The sequence below is a fragment of the Rhizobium favelukesii genome, from assembly GCF_000577275.2.
GTDB lineage: Bacteria > Pseudomonadota > Alphaproteobacteria > Rhizobiales > Rhizobiaceae > Rhizobium > Rhizobium favelukesii.
In genome coordinates, this window is record NZ_HG916852.1 from 713097 (window position 1) to 727297 (window position 14201).

At 59.7% G+C, this 14201-nt stretch carries 18 protein-coding genes and 1 tRNA gene; 11 read left to right on the plus strand and 8 right to left on the minus strand.

Annotated features, from left to right (window positions below):
* Positions 1-51: 51 nt before the first annotated feature.
* The 8 genes from LPU83_RS41910 to LPU83_RS41945 all read left to right on the plus strand — a co-directional run bounded on the left by LPU83_RS41910 (position 52) and on the right by LPU83_RS41945 (position 4284).
* The gene (locus tag LPU83_RS41910; RefSeq protein WP_024313074.1) at positions 52-489 is read left to right on the plus strand and encodes a DUF2948 family protein; all 438 of its coding nucleotides are present in this window, start codon (positions 52-54) and stop codon (positions 487-489) included.
* Positions 490-525: 36 nt separating this feature from the next.
* Complete coding sequence (hisD, locus tag LPU83_RS41915; RefSeq protein WP_024313073.1) at positions 526-1824, plus strand: histidinol dehydrogenase; 1299 nt, start codon at positions 526-528, stop codon at positions 1822-1824.
* Positions 1825-1827: 3 nt separating this feature from the next.
* The gene (locus LPU83_RS41920) at positions 1828-2301 is read left to right on the plus strand and encodes a UPF0262 family protein (protein ID WP_024313072.1); all 474 of its coding nucleotides are present in this window, start codon (positions 1828-1830) and stop codon (positions 2299-2301) included.
* 5 nt (positions 2302-2306) lie between these two features.
* The gene (locus tag LPU83_RS41925) at positions 2307-2783 is read left to right on the plus strand and encodes an arsenate-mycothiol transferase ArsC (protein WP_024313071.1); all 477 of its coding nucleotides are present in this window, start codon (positions 2307-2309) and stop codon (positions 2781-2783) included.
* A 118-nt stretch (positions 2784-2901) separates the two neighbouring features.
* Positions 2902-3120 (plus strand): translation initiation factor IF-1, encoded by a 219-nt coding sequence (infA, locus tag LPU83_RS41930; protein WP_003545338.1) that lies wholly within the window; start codon positions 2902-2904, stop codon positions 3118-3120.
* Between the two features lie 57 nt (positions 3121-3177).
* A complete protein-coding gene (locus tag LPU83_RS41935) occupies positions 3178-3798 on the plus strand; it encodes a Maf-like protein (protein WP_024313070.1) in 621 nt (206 codons plus the stop codon).
* Between the two features lie 18 nt (positions 3799-3816).
* Positions 3817-4026 (plus strand): DNA gyrase inhibitor YacG, encoded by a 210-nt coding sequence (gene yacG / locus LPU83_RS41940; protein WP_024313069.1) that lies wholly within the window; start codon positions 3817-3819, stop codon positions 4024-4026.
* Between the two features lie 182 nt (positions 4027-4208).
* Positions 4209-4284: transfer RNA gene (locus LPU83_RS41945), tRNA-Phe, on the plus strand.
* 205 nt (positions 4285-4489) lie between these two features.
* On the opposite strand, the gene LPU83_RS41950 is transcribed toward LPU83_RS41945, so the two are convergent.
* The 4 genes from LPU83_RS41950 to LPU83_RS41965 form a co-directional block, all read right to left on the minus strand.
* On the minus strand, positions 4490-5824 hold the full coding sequence (locus tag LPU83_RS41950) for a hypothetical protein (protein ID WP_051166624.1): 1335 nt from the start codon (positions 5822-5824) through the stop codon (positions 4490-4492).
* Positions 5825-5867: 43 nt separating this feature from the next.
* Complete coding sequence (locus tag LPU83_RS41955; protein ID WP_024313067.1) at positions 5868-6053, minus strand: hypothetical protein; 186 nt, start codon at positions 6051-6053, stop codon at positions 5868-5870.
* Between the two features lie 1207 nt (positions 6054-7260).
* Entirely contained in the window at positions 7261-7446 is a 186-nt protein-coding gene (locus tag LPU83_RS41960; protein WP_024313065.1) for a hypothetical protein, read from the minus strand.
* A gap of 23 nt (positions 7447-7469) precedes the next feature.
* Positions 7470-7703: a hypothetical protein gene (locus tag LPU83_RS41965; RefSeq protein ID WP_024313064.1), complete on the minus strand. Its 234-nt coding sequence runs from the start codon at positions 7701-7703 to the stop codon at positions 7470-7472.
* 243 nt (positions 7704-7946) lie between these two features.
* Here LPU83_RS41965 and LPU83_RS41970 point away from each other — a divergent pair, with 243 nt between their 5' ends.
* Positions 7947-8351, plus strand: coding sequence for a heme-copper oxidase family protein (locus tag LPU83_RS41970; RefSeq protein WP_024313063.1), 405 nt, complete (start codon positions 7947-7949; stop codon positions 8349-8351).
* Between the two features lie 129 nt (positions 8352-8480).
* On the opposite strand, the gene LPU83_RS41975 is transcribed toward LPU83_RS41970, so the two are convergent.
* A complete protein-coding gene (locus LPU83_RS41975) occupies positions 8481-8687 on the minus strand; it encodes a hypothetical protein (RefSeq protein ID WP_024313062.1) in 207 nt (68 codons plus the stop codon).
* Positions 8688-8924: 237 nt separating this feature from the next.
* Here LPU83_RS41975 and LPU83_RS41980 point away from each other — a divergent pair, with 237 nt between their 5' ends.
* Positions 8925-9350, plus strand: coding sequence for an OsmC family protein (locus LPU83_RS41980; RefSeq protein WP_024313061.1), 426 nt, complete (start codon positions 8925-8927; stop codon positions 9348-9350).
* Between the two features lie 146 nt (positions 9351-9496).
* Positions 9497-10393: a DMT family transporter gene (locus LPU83_RS41985; RefSeq protein WP_024313060.1), complete on the plus strand. Its 897-nt coding sequence runs from the start codon at positions 9497-9499 to the stop codon at positions 10391-10393.
* A gap of 6 nt (positions 10394-10399) precedes the next feature.
* On the opposite strand, the gene LPU83_RS41990 is transcribed toward LPU83_RS41985, so the two are convergent.
* The 3 genes from LPU83_RS41990 to LPU83_RS42000 form a co-directional block, all read right to left on the minus strand.
* A complete protein-coding gene (locus LPU83_RS41990; RefSeq protein ID WP_024313059.1) occupies positions 10400-11419 on the minus strand; it encodes a polysaccharide pyruvyl transferase family protein in 1020 nt (339 codons plus the stop codon).
* A gap of 41 nt (positions 11420-11460) precedes the next feature.
* Complete coding sequence (locus LPU83_RS41995) at positions 11461-12951, minus strand: lipopolysaccharide biosynthesis protein (RefSeq protein ID WP_024313058.1); 1491 nt, start codon at positions 12949-12951, stop codon at positions 11461-11463.
* Between the two features lie 67 nt (positions 12952-13018).
* Positions 13019-13687 (minus strand): glycosyltransferase family 2 protein, encoded by a 669-nt coding sequence (locus tag LPU83_RS42000; protein WP_231052189.1) that lies wholly within the window; start codon positions 13685-13687, stop codon positions 13019-13021.
* Positions 13688-14201: the final 514 nt, after the last annotated feature.

Below are 14201 nucleotides of genomic sequence, written 5' to 3' on the forward strand. Positions count from 1 at the left end.
GTCAGACGCATCGCCATTCCGGTGATGCATTGGCGATGGGGTATTGCCTGCATGACCGATCTGAGGCTTGTTGCGCTCGATAGCGAGGATCTTGCCGTCGTCTCTGCGCATTTGCAGGATAGCGTCTTCAAGATCGCCGATATCGCCTGGTCGCCGCGCGAGGGTCAGGTCTCGGTCGCCGTCAACCGCTTCGTGTGGGAGGAAGCCGGCAAGAAGCGCAAGGGCTTCGAACGCCGTCGCGCAGCTGTCGTCTTCAAGCGCGTGCTTGCGGTGCGTTCGACCGGCATCGATCGCAAGAATGGCGACGAAGTCTTGTCGCTGCTGGCCATCCGCTTCGAACAGAAAGGCGAGGGGCCGGAAGGCATGGTTGAGCTGGTACTATCGGGCACGGCAACGATTGCGCTGGATGTCGAGTGCATCGAGGTTCAGCTTGCGGATGTCGGCGGGGCGTGGGAAACCGCATCCAAACCGCGTCATCCCGGCGCTTGAGATCTGGTTCGTCTGTTATCAAAGAGGAATATCGCATTGGCAATCTGGCTGGATCAGGCATCGGAAGGCTTCGAGCAACGGTTTGCCGCCTTCCTGACGACCAAGCGCGAAGTTTCAGAAGACGTGAACGCGGTCGTTCGCGCCATCATCGATGATGTCAGGGCGCGCGGCGACGTGGCGCTTGCGGAATATTCGAAGAAGTTCGACGGGATCGATTTTGCCGTGACGCCGATGCGCGTGACCGAGGCCGAGATCGACGCCGCCATTGAGGCGGTTCCTCCCGAAGTTCTGGGTGCGTTGAAGGTCGCGGCCCTGCGCATTGAATCGCATCACCGTCGGCAGCTCCCGAAGGACGATATCTACGAGGACGACATGGGCGTCGGGCTCGGCTCCCGCTGGACGGCTATCGAGGCGGTCGGCCTCTATGTGCCGGGCGGCACTGCGAGCTATCCGAGCTCGGTGCTGATGAATGCCGTGCCGGCGAAGGTCGCCGGCGTCGATCGCATTGTCATTGCCGTTCCCGCAACAGGCGGTGCCGTCAACCCGGCCGTGCTTGCTGCCGCCAAGCTCGCGGGCGTCACCGAAATCTACCGGCTCGGAGGCGCGCAGGCCATCGCTGCACTTGCCTATGGCACAGAAACCATCACGCCTGTCGCCAAGATCACTGGTCCCGGCAATGCCTATGTTGCCGCCGCCAAGCGCCAGGTCTTCGGCACCGTCGGCATCGACATGATCGCCGGTCCCTCGGAAGTGCTGGTGATTGCCGACAAGGACAACAATCCGGATTGGATCGCCGCCGATCTCATGGCGCAGGCCGAGCACGATGCGAGCGCGCAGGCGATCCTCGCCACCGATGATGCCGAGTTCGCAAAGTCGGTAGAAGCAGCCGTCGAACGGCAGCTGAAGACGCTCAATCGCGCCGAGACCGCTGCCGCAAGCTGGCGGGACTTTGGCGCGATCATTCTCGTGAAGTCCCTGGAGGGCGCTATTCCGTTGGCAAACAGGATCGCGCCTGAACACCTCGAGCTTGCCGTTGCCGATCCGGATGCACTGCTGTCTCGTATCCGCAATGCTGGCGCGATCTTCCTCGGGGCCCACACGCCCGAAGTGATCGGCGACTATGTCGGGGGCTCGAACCACGTTTTGCCGACGGCACGTTCGGCGCGGTTCTCCTCCGGTCTTTCCGTGCTCGATTTCGTCAAGCGCACCTCGCTCCTACGTCTCGGTCCCGAGCAACTCCGCACGCTAGGCCCCGCTGCCATTGCGCTCGCCGTGTCCGAAGGGCTGGACGCGCATGCGCAATCGGTTGCGATCCGCCTCAATCTGGAAAGGTGAGAGATGGCAGCGGGCGACTTCCGGCTTTGCGACGTCGTCCTTGACGACACCATCGGCCGAGCGACGCCCGACGTCGAGCACGAGCGCGCGGTCGCTATTTTCGACCTCGTCGAGGAAAACAGCTTCACCCCTATCGGCCATCACGGTGGCCCGTACCGACTGAATATCTCGCTGGTCGATTCCAAGCTGGTTTTCGCGATCACGACCGAGGACGGAGGTGCCGTCGCGACCCACATCCTATCGCTGACCCCGTTTCGCCGCATCGTGAAGGATTATTTCCTGATCTGCGAAAGCTACTACGAGGCAATCCGCTCGGCGTCGCCGAGCCGCATCGAGGCGATAGACATGGGACGGCGCGGCATTCACAACGAGGGCTCGCAGACGCTGAGGGACCGTCTGAACGGCAAAATCGAGGTCGATTTCGACACTGCCCGGCGGCTGTTTACGCTGGTCTGCGTGCTCTACTGGCGCGGCTGACGGCGATGGAACCCGCGGTCGAGGCAGGCGAGGGGACAAGGCCGGGCGCCATCCTGTTCATGTGCGGAATGAACGCCATCCGCTCCCCCATGGCCGAGGTGATCGCCCGCAGCATGCTACCGGCGAACGTCTACATCAAGTCTGCAGGCGTTCGCGCCGGGGAGCGGGATCCCTTCGTCGACGTAGCACTGGAGGAGATCGGACTTTCTCTCGGTCGGCATCATCCGCACACGCTGGAGGAGCTCGAGGACGACTACTTCGATCTCATCATCACGCTCTCGCCGCCAGCGCACCACGCCGCGCTGGAGCTGACACGGTCAAATGCCATCGAAGTCGTTTACTGGCCGACCAAGGATCCGACCGTCGTTCAGGGCACACGAGAGCAGATTCTGGACAGCTATCGGGAAGTCCGTGATCATCTGACCGAACTCATCGAGAGCCGGCTGGTTAGAAGAAATACCATCGCCGCGCAATCGGCGTGAAACAAATGACAGAAACGCGATCAATTAGGTTCACAAACCTCCGTTGATTGTGTAGTTTCCGCGCAAAATTTGGGGCGGCTGCCGCCGTCATCTCAACCGACAGGAAGAAAACCACTATATGCCTAAAGAAGAAGTCCTCGAATTTCCGGGTATCGTGACCGAGCTTTTGCCGAACGCGACGTTCCGCGTAAAGCTCGAAAACGAACACGAGATCATCGCCCACACGGCCGGCCGTATGCGCAAGAACCGCATCCGCGTTCTGGCAGGCGACAAGGTTCTCGTTGAAATGACTCCCTACGACCTGACCAAGGGCCGCATCACCTACCGCTTCAAGTAGGCCTGGCCTCAAAGGCTCGAAAGGCTATTTTCTTCGTCTTCCGGTGGTCGAGGTTCCATGGCGCTGAAATACAAGCTCATTCTGGCTTCCGGCTCGCCCCGCCGCGTCGATCTGCTCAACCAGGCAGGGATCGAGCCTTCGCGTCTGATGCCGATGGATATCGACGAGACGCCGAAGAAGTCGGAACACCCGCGCTCGCTTGCGCGGCGTCTGTCGACGGAAAAGGCCGAGGCGGCGCTCGCTGCCATCAAGGGCGACATGATGTGGAAGGGCAGCTATATTCTGTCCGCCGATACCGTGGTCGCCGTCGGCCGCCGCATTTTGGGGAAGGCCGAGTTTGCGGATGAGGCATCGGCCTCGCTGTATCTCTTGTCTGGCCGCAGCCACTGGGTCTACACCGGCGTGTGCCTGGTGACGCCCGACCGCAAGATCCGCCAGAAGATTGTCGAGACCAAGGTTCGCTTCAAGCGGCTCTCCGGTTTCGAGATCGAGAACTACCTTGCCTCCGGGCAATGGCGCGGCAAGGCCGGCGCCTATGGCATCCAGGGCCTGGCCGGCACATTTGTGCAGAAGATGGTTGGCTCCTACTCCAATGTCGTCGGTCTGCCACTTTATGAAACCATCCTTCTGCTGACCGGCGAAGGCTTTGACGTGCATAGCCGGTGGCCCGAGGGCTGATCCTCGAAGGGACCGCTTATGTCTGACGAAAAGAAAGCAGCTGCCAAGGTGGAACCGCTGCGCAAGACGCACCCTTGCCCGGAATGCGGCAAGCCATCCCACCGCGAACACTACCCGTTTTGCTCGAACCGCTGCCGCGAAGTCGATCTTTCGCGCTGGCTCTCCGGCTCCTATGCCATCCCCGTTGCCGACGACGAGGCGAAGGCGGATTACGAGGACGAGGAATAGGCTCGTTTTCCACGGGCGAAGCCCTTAAATTCGTTGATGAATCCGGAAAATTCAAAGGGTTCTCAAAAAACTGTCATTTGGCGCTTGCCATGTCCCGACAAGATGCTATAACCCCGCTCGCTTCCGGGGCGAACCAAGGCCCCCGGTACTTTCTCGGGAAAGAACATCTGCGAAGCGGGTTAGCCCAGATAGCTCAGTTGGTAGAGCAGCGGATTGAAAATCCGCGTGTCGCTGGTTCGATTCCGGCTCTGGGCACCAAATCACCATTGATTTTATTGTGTTTTATTTTGCTAGGTGTCCAGAATCTCGTAGGGCTGGATACCACTATCTCTCAATGACCGTTCTCGGCCCCATTGCGGACACTCCGGTGACCGGAGTTCCGCGATAGCATGGGCTCCAGACCTGACGCGACGATTGGGATTTCGAACATGGTTGGGCGGCTGACTTAGCGTTGGTTTGCCGCTCAAGCGGGACACACGTTGCAACTCCTCTCGAGCTTTTCCAAAGCGGCAGCACCGGCCCAGCCCTCAAAGCCATATGCCTTGACGCGCTGCTTTATGAGGCAGCAGTCGGCACGACCGGCCAGGGCCGGCTCAAGCGGATCATCGGTCCAAAACCTTTCAGCAGGCTTCCAGTAGCCTAGAACATCGAGCAGCGACACGCCGAAATAATATTCGTCGGCATAGGAGTCCCCGTAGCCGGGATCGTGCCGATAGGTACCATCGGGGTTCAGGGTGTTCCCGATTGACCAGCGCAACATCTGGCGGATCTCATCGCGGGCCGTCCTGCGCTCCTCCTCGCTCATGTGCGGCCAGCCGAACTTGAAGATCGTCGCGACATCGTAGAGGTTGTGATTGTTAAACTTCCCGCCACTGCGCCACCCGAACGGATAAGGATCGTCTTTGATGGCGAGGGTCGTCCTGATGATCTGCGGCCAATGATCCACTTCGCCCTTGCTGTACCGCACGACATGAAATGTCATGCTGAGATCGGCGGTCTTGCGTATCTTACCATCGATGACGTACCAGGCTCCCCAATAGCCAGTTCCGATATCCTGTGAGCCGTGGATAAAAAACCAGGCAGCCTCGCGCATTGCATCCCAGTCAATGTTCTCGTCAAGCGCTACAAAGCCGGCAAGGACATCCTGGAGATCGCGCTTGTAGGCTGCCGTTGAATAGCTCGTCATCACGCTGCTGAGTTCGCCGCGGTGGTCGATGCCTGTGTTTTCGATATCCGAGATGAGCAGGCCCTGCAAATAGTTGATGAGGTCGCGTCCGGTGGTGAGCCGCGGGCGCAAGCGATACCGAGGGGGTTGCCCCTGGCTTGTGAGAAGGCCAAAGGCCGTCGCTGTCGCGCCTACTCGCATGAACCATTGATCGTAGCAGAGTCCCCAGAAACCATCCACCGGCGATTGCTCGGTGGCAAAGTCCTGGGTTTTGTCCTGCAAGCTCCGCTCGATGCGGTCCAGCTTGTCCTTGAGTGCATCCCAGTTTGCCGTATAGCCGAGCAGCCACTTTGCCTCGAGATACATTTGCTCCGAGCATTGCAGCGTGTTACCCGCAGCTTGCTCGGCTGCGATCCTGGCGGCGAGCGCCCCGAGGCGCTCCGCATACTGCTGACGCCGTTCCCGATAATTGGGGTCGAACGCCTCGAACTCGCGAACAACGACGTCGCGCATGTCGACCGTGTCCGCGAACGCGGCTGACGGGGAGCCGCTGAATATCACGACCCCCGCAAGCGCCAGCAGCGTCGGCCGAAAACCTGCAACAATGCGGCGACCGCAAAGCGAGTGTGCCATTGTCTCCTCCACATCCATCAAGGCTTGTTCGTTTGCGGGACTGTTACATATGCAGCGCGTCTATCAGCTTTGCGTCTTTGTGAGCCTCGCGGGCGTTATTGATCGCCATGAGCAGGTTGGCCTGGCTGAGCTTGCCCAGCTTGGGATCGTTCTTCAACGCCTCACGCACCGTAGAACCGATCTTTACCACGCCCTCGTGGCTGGCTGCATTATGATCCTTGCAGGTCACCGTGGCCGGTCGATCTGAACCGCGCCGAGAGCTGGCAGAGCGGCGGCGGCGAAGACGAGCGAAGGTGGAAGGTGGCGAACCATCGATTTCCTCCCTGGTTAAACTCGCCCCCGCAACAAGGCGAGGCCGAGGCAGTCTAGCAGAAATTGAAAACCCAATCGCGCATGATGTGCGCTTACGCTTCTATCGCTCTCACTCCCAGGGTTGTATCATTCGCCAGGAAAACGAGCGTCATGTGCGCAGAGCACACTGTCCAAAGGGAGGATGCCTTGCCTAGATCGTTGTTCCTCTCACTAGCGCTGGCTGCCGGTCTGTCCCTCGCGTCAATCTCCCTGCCGACCTGGGCAAGCGCACAGACCAATATCACCATCAACATTGGCACCGATCTCAATAGAGGCAGAGGGATCAGTTGCAGTGAGGGCGAGAGGCTGCTCCGCAACCGCGGTTTTAGGGATATCCGGCGGATCGACTGCCGCGGTAGGGGCAGTAGCCGGTTCGAGATTGCCGTGCCGCAGCACGATGGCCGCGTTGTAGACATGCGCCGCATCAGTAGTAGAAGGCGATAGTGCCTGCCGCAAAATTTGCCGACTGTGTTTCTGGAGGTCACGTCCCGGTAGTATGGCAGATCGCATCGTGCCAGATGATCAGCTGCGCCCGGTTTTGAACGCTTTCCGGCCGAGCTGTTCGTCTGCTTGGCGCAAAGCGGACCAAAATAGGCTGGACACTTTTCCAAAAAGCCTAATGATTGCGTAGCAAGATCCGGTGTCCAGCGGCGTGCTAACTATATTGTTTTTGTTGAATTTCCGTGTCTCGGCTCTGGGCACCACTCCTTTTCGAAGCAGATACAATCTAGTCGCTCTTCGCTTCGGTTATTTCAGCCAATTCGCGTCGCGTTGCGTTGCACGGCCATTGCCGCATTTCCCAGCGACTGAATACTGCGACAGCCGAACCGTTTTCGTCCAGGATAGCTGCGGGGTCTCCCCGGTTTGTCAGGGCCCTCCAAAAATTCATAAAGGTGCTACGAGATGCGGGAGCAACGACCAAGATCGTTGGCGACGAGCAACAAGTTGCGCTTGGATTAGAGGACGTCGTTCGCCTATCCGGGCGTTTCGCCGAGGTGAACGTCACTGACGAAGAACTCGTTCTGGACGGCGTACTGCTCGGCATCTACCAGACCCATGAGTTGCAACTACCAGAGGGCGGCACTCTAAAAGGAACAGTCGTAGAAGGTCTGGCTTTCAACGATCTCCCCGATCAGGCGTTTGAAGAACAGTTCCTCCTCAAGCCGGCGCTCGCGTATGTCACGGTAACGAAGACATTGCAGCGCGGTTTCTTGAGCGCCTCGAGAAGCCCTCCGCTTGAGGGCGCGGCCGATCAGATCAGCCGGCTTCACCCACCCTGTCTAAGCGGGTGCCGCTACGCCATCCGTCGTAGCACATCGAGCAGCGTCTTGGCGTCGTCATTGGCGCCGATCCGCCCGAGGCTGTCGTCTGCAAGCGTGATGATGGCCTCGAGCGCTTCGTCCTCGCTCCAGCCCGCTTCGACCGATGCCGCGACGAGATCGCGAAATGCGAACTGCAGGGCGTCCTGGCAGCGGATGTCCCGGTCGGGGTCATCGCTGGCGACAAAGGGCTTGTAGATCTCTCTCATCTCGCTCTCCGCGAATGTGCCGGCGAGGCAGAATAGTCGAGATGAGTTTAAGGAAGTGCTTAAAAATGCGCTACTGTTCAGAAGCTGCGTCGCCTCCGCGACGAGCCGGCAATGCCGCTTCGCGGATGGGGTCGCCGGATGGTAACATGATAGTTTGGCGAAGGTTAAATCTCCGAAGGTAGGCCGTTCTCAATTGAATTGCGCAATGATAATACTATCGGAGCAAACGGAAGGGGATACTCTATGCCACGCATCTCGCAGTTATACTTCAAGACCGCAGTCATATTTCTGATCGTCGGCGTCGTCATGGGTCTGAACATGGCAATTTCGCAGGATCACAGCGTCATCGGCGCGCATGCGCACTGTAATCTGCTGGGGTGGGTGACCATGGCAATCTTTGGCGGTTACCATGCGCTCAATCCCCAGAAGGCCGAGAAGCGCCTCGCGATGATCCAGTACTACGTGTACACGGCTGGCATCGCCCTGATGGTGCCGTCGCTCTACCTCATGCTTCAGGGCAACCCCGCCATGGAGCCGCTTGTCGCTCTTGCGTCGATTATCACTTTGGCAGGCGTCTTGCTCTTCGCCTTCATCATCTTCTCCAACGGCAAGGTGGTGGTCACACCGTCGGCGCCGTCTTACCGCTGATGCCAGCCCAATGCGACGTTTGGCAGGGCGTGATCGCCTTGCCGGACGGTCTCCCTTAGCACAATTTTCGTGCTGGGTGCGATGCCGGTTCGTGCCAGGCGTCACGTTGCGCGGACATCGCGCAGAGATTCAATGGATGATCTGTATGCGGATCTGTTCCTTCGCCGCATAGGTGTGGCAATCACTGGCCGCATCGCCGACGAAGATCACGTCGCCATCGGAATCGAACAAGCCCCAGCAGGCCTCGTCGTCGACGTAGACCTTTCTGATATAGCCGAACGGTTCGGCATCGATGATGACGCTGGGTGCAACAGGAACAGCCGCAAGTGCTCGCATGGATAACTCCAATGAGTCGTTTCTGTTTTAGTGCACTCTTATATTGCCATTTGAAGCTGACGTGGGCCTATCCTCAGAAATCGGGATGGGAAACTGAGGTTGACGTGCGGGCGAATTGAAGCCGACCGAATCACCTGGGGTGGTTTGTTTTCCTCCCGCCGCTGGAACAGAAGCGCGTTGCCGTGAACACTCAAAATGCCTATCTAGGATCGGCTATCATCACCAAAGGATTTACCCATGGCCGATCTCAAGGCCCGTCCCCGTCCTGTTGGCGCAACCGCCGTTCTTAGCCGTACAGGTTTTCCGCATGTCACCTCGGCCACCAAGGGTGAGCTCGATATCGTCACCGGCGCCTCGCAGCCCGGCTTCAATCCGCTGGATCTCCTCTATGCGTCGTTGTCGGCCTGTCTCGTACTGAGCGCGCGCATTGCTGCGAGCCAGATGGGCATTCTCGACCGGGTCACCGAGATTACCGCCGACGTCACCGGCGAGAAGGCGAGTGAGGGGCCGTCTCGCGTCCAGGTATTCAACATCGCCTTCTCGATCAAGGGCGACCTCGACGAGGAAACGCGCCTGAAGATCGCGCATGCGGCGGAGGAGATCTGTACGGTCAGCAACACCATCCGTGGCACGCCGGAATTTTCGACCATCATCACCGGCTGATTGGCGGTGCTGCAAATTCGCATCGGCGGACAATAAGATTGCGCTTTTGCCTGCGCTCGTCGTTCATTGGCTATCCGCCCGCCACAGCTTCTGATAGGTCCGATGCTCGCCGCCAGCCTTGAGGCGGTGAGAAAGCATCGAGAGTCATGTCGCAGGCCGCTTCCGCCATCGCCGAAACCCCCAGGTCCAACCGATTTGCGCTTGCCGCCCTGATCCTCGGCGGCGCGGCGATCGGCGGCTCGCCAATCTTCGTGCGGCTGTCGGACGTCGGGCCGATGGCCACGGCTTTCTGGCGGGTTGCCCTGGCCTTGATTCCGATCTTCATCTCCTCGCTTGCCAAGGGCAAGGATGCCGGGCCGAAGCCTGAAAAGGCCTCGGATTATGCCCTGCTGATCCTGCCTGGTGTCGTCCTCGCCATGGATCTTGCCGCCTGGCATCTCTCCATCACCATGACGTCGGTGGCCAATGCAACGCTGCTCGCCAATCTTGCCCCCGTCTTCGTCACGATAATCGGACTTCTGTTTTTCGGCGCAGTGGTCACCCGCGTCTTCGTTCTCGGCCTCGTATTGGCGCTCGCCGGCGTGGTCATCCTGAAGGGCGGCCCCGCGGCGCTCGGCAATGGCGACCTGCGCGGCGATGGTGTGGCGGTGGTCGCAGCCGTGTTCTATGCGGGTTACATCCTGGCGATTGGCAAGCTGCGCAGCCGCTTCGATACGGTCCGCATCATGCTCTGGAGCACCGCGTCGGCCGCTGTCTGCATCTTCCCGCTCGGATTCTTCTACGAAGACCAAATGCTGCCGCCGACAGCCTATGGTTGGGCGATCGTCTTCGGCCTCGCCTTCGTCAGTCATGCGAGTGGACAGGTGGCCATCGCCTATGCGCTTGCCTACCTGCCGGCGGCCTTCTCGTCACTGACGCTGCTGCTGCAGCCCATCGTGGCGGCAATTCTCGCCTGGGTTCTGCTCAGCGAGCCGATCGGGCCAATGCAGGCGATCGGCGGCGGCGTTGTGCTCGCCGGGATTCTGGTTGCCCGGCGAGGCTGATTTCAATCAGGCGACCGCTGCCGGGGCGACCCTGCGTGCATCGAGAATGGCGAGTGCCTCGTCGACCGTCGAGGCAAGCTCTGCCTTGTCGCTGTTGCAGGTGCCCCACGCCTCGATGAAGCTGCTCGTCTTGCCGTAGCTGTTGTCGAGAACGCAATGATCGGCGCCCAAGAGCACGCACATGATATGACCGTGCATGCGGTCGGTGATGACCTGGCGCGCCGAGCTGAGCAGGGCGACGCCACGGTCGAAGCGCTGCTGCGCCCGTTCACGATAGGCAAGCTCGGTCATCCGCGCCCGACCGCCGATGCGGCCGGTCAGCAGGCCTTTCAAAATTGCGGCACGCTTTGTCTGGCGCTGGAAATCGGCGGGCTCGTCGGGCCAGTCCGACTTTACCGTGCCCGGACGCAATGTTGCAGCGGTCAGGTCCTGTGCAGCGCCGACTTCCTGGTCTTCGCGCAGATTGAGCAGCAGCTCATGTTGCGCCGCCGGGCGAGCGACCGGCCCGATGCAGAAAGCCATGTCGGGGCAAAGGCGTGTTTCGCATGGGAACCAGCGCCGGGCAAATTCCAGGCTTCGCTGGTCGCGGACGAGAAGCGTGAACTGGCCGTGGCGCTCGATCGCGCGCGCGGTGCTGTCGATGTTGGCCTGCTCCTTGAAGTGGATCGTCTGCGGCATCTGCACGATCGGGCGGCCCTTGTGCTTGTTGAGCAGACCTTCACGGAACTGGCGATAGCCGGCCCAGATGTCGCCGAAATTGCCGCCGCCGTGCAGGAAGATGCGACCGCTGCCGATCGTGCCCAGCATGCGACCTTCATCATACGTCGGAATTTCTGTCACAAAGGACGGGCGCGTGCGTTTGCCGTCGAAATAGGCAAGTTCGCCGAGCCAGATTGCGCTGTCGCCGATGTTGTAGTGGTTCGGAAAGTCGAGAAGCGCAAAACGCTCGGAGGGATCAAAGAGATCGGAAAGGCAATTGGCGATCACGCCCTGAAGGCGGTTGATGATCGTAATATTGGATTCCATTAAATGCTCCTTGTTTGCGGACAAGTGGTCCATGCAAGCGGCTATGCTTCGGCCTGTTTGCGGAATGGGTTGAGGGACATGGCGAGTGCGATATAGGGGCGGATGACCGAGCGGCCGAAGATCGGCAGGAAGGCAAGGTAGATCGCTCCGCCAAGGCCGATGCTAAGGCCGAGCGCCAGCCAGCGGTTGTGAACGCGCGCCAGGATGACGGGATTCGCAAACCAGACGCAGACGGCCATGAGTGCAGCGCCGCAGAACGGCAGGGCGACGGCCTTCAGTGTGCTCTTGGCGTCGATGTGCGCATATCGTGCCAGGACATATTGCTGATAGGGCATCGTCAGCCAGGCACGCAGCGTATAGCCCGCCGCGACTGCAACGACGCCGTAGGGAACGAGCAGCCAGGTCAGGATCAGCGTCGTCACGAGCTGCAAGGCGGCGACGGAAAGGATCGATTCCGCCCGGTTGACCGCAGAGAGCGCGGATGAGGCGAAGAAGTTCATGACGAAGGGAACCGCCATCAGCACCAGCACGGTCGCGATGTCTCCGGCATTGCCCCACTTGTTGCCGAAGAGCAGCGCGATCATGTCGTTGGACAAGGCGCCGAAGCCGAGCAGCAGCGGAATGGTGCCAAGCGCGGCTGCACCGACGATCTTGTTGTAGGCATTGCGGAAGGCGGTGGCGTCATTCTGCAGGCGCGACAGCGTGACGAGCGACACGCTGCCGATCGGCGCAAGCACCGCCTGGCCGATCAGCTCGATCAGCCGCCAGGCAATGCGATAACGGCCGACTTCGACCGGGCCGAACCAGCGCGAAATGAAGATGTCCTGTACGCGGGCAAGCAACATCCACATCAGCTGGGTGACGACGAGGCTGATGCTGAAGAGGAAGACGGAGCGGAACATCGTGACGTTGAAGCGAAACTTCGGCATCCAGGGGTAGTAGTACCACCCGAGCAGCACGGTCACGGCGGCGTTGACTGCGGTCTGCGCGACGAGCGCCCATACGCCCCAGCCGAGAAAGGCGCAGACGACGGCGGTGATGCCGGATAGCAGGCTCGCGGCAATTGCCTGCCCGGCGAGGCTCTTGTGGCCAAATTCACGGGCGAGGCGAGCATTGTGGATGACCGCCAGCGAGGAAATCGGAAGCAGCGGCGCGAGCCAGCGAAGAATGCCGGAAACGGACGGATCGCGCACCAGATCGCCGTAATAGGGCGCAAAGAAGAACACCAGCGAGGCAACGATGCCGCTAAAGGCGATCGTCGCCCAGAAGGTCGTGTCGGCAAGCTCCTCGTCGAGATCGAGCTGGCGTGTAACAGCATCGCCGAGGCCCGCATAGGCAAGCACGCGGCCGATTTCCACGAACAGGCTTGCAAGCGCAAAGGTGCCGAAATCGCCGGGGCCGAGAATGCGCGCAAGGATGACGAAGATCACAAAGGTTGCGATCGTGCTCCAGGCCACCCGGATGACCGACCACAGGACGGAGAGCGCGGTTTTCTTCTTAAGCTCGGCGTGGGCAATTGCCGTATCGGCCATGCATTATCCCATCGAATTTGGTTCGCAAAGGCTTGCGCGTTGGTTCTGTTGGCGGCGTGCGGCTGCCTCAGGCGGGCTGCCTTGCCTTTGGAGCCCGCCAATAGGCGAGCATGCCGGTAAGGTTGTCACGAAGCTGGCTGCGGTAGCTCAGGCCGAGTTCCTCGTTGAGTTTTTGGCGCCCCATGGCTTCCATGACCGCCTGGCGGATTTCCCAGCGCAGCATGCCGCGCATGTTTGAGCGGCGATCGAAGAGATATTTGGCATACAGTGCTCCGTTGCCGAAGGCGTAGCCGGTCTGGAGGCGCTTGATGTCCGCGAGCTCGCGACGCCCATGGAAGTGCTTGACAGCAAAATCCGGCAGATATTCGACACGCACACCGGCATTGAAGGCGCGGTGCACATAGTCGGTATCCTCTCCGGAGCGGAACGGCGATCCGGCCCCGAAGCGAGTATCGAAGAGGCCGATCTTCTCGACCAGCGCATAGGGAAACGCCATGTTGGCGCCATGAACGAAGCCGCCGGCATGCAGGTCGCTGGTCAGTACCGCAGGTTCCATCTCGGGCTTGATCGTCACCGGCAGGTCGCGTGTATCGCCAAGCTCGATCCGGCCGCCGCGCATGACCATCTCCGTATCCGAGCTGAAAAGCGCCGCAAGCGTGCTGAAATAGTCGGGGAAGATCTCGCAATCGTCGTCGGTAAAGGCGAGGATGCGTCCCCTGGCGGCTTTGAGCCCCACATTGCGTGCGACGGCGAGGCCCGGTTTGACCTCGTAGATCAGGTTGGTCTTGATCGGAGCGGTCGACGCCCACTGTTGTCCACGAAGACCAGTTCAAGTCTCAAATAGTCTGCCTGGCGGGCGGCTTCAGAAACGGCATCCAGGCAGTTTGTCAGTCCATAGGCCCGATTTCTCGACGAGATGATCAGGCTGATGTCCACGGGCCGAGGAGGCATTCAATTTCCCCTTCTGCGATCGATGTCGAAGCGAGGATAGGGCTGGGATCCCGCTTCGGCAAGGAGCATTTTTGCGGTGCAGCAAAATAGAACAGATGGAGCAGTTCGCAGACGAATGTGGTAATTTCTTGCCTTAAATAGATATGAAGTTAATATAAATATAGATCTTATGTTAAGTCGCAGCCTTATATGAAAAGAATAGTCAAAAGTAATCTATTAAAATTCTATATCACGCACTGCCAAATTTTGTATTGGTTTATCAATGGAGAGTTTATGTAAGAGTGTTAAGATATATAGTA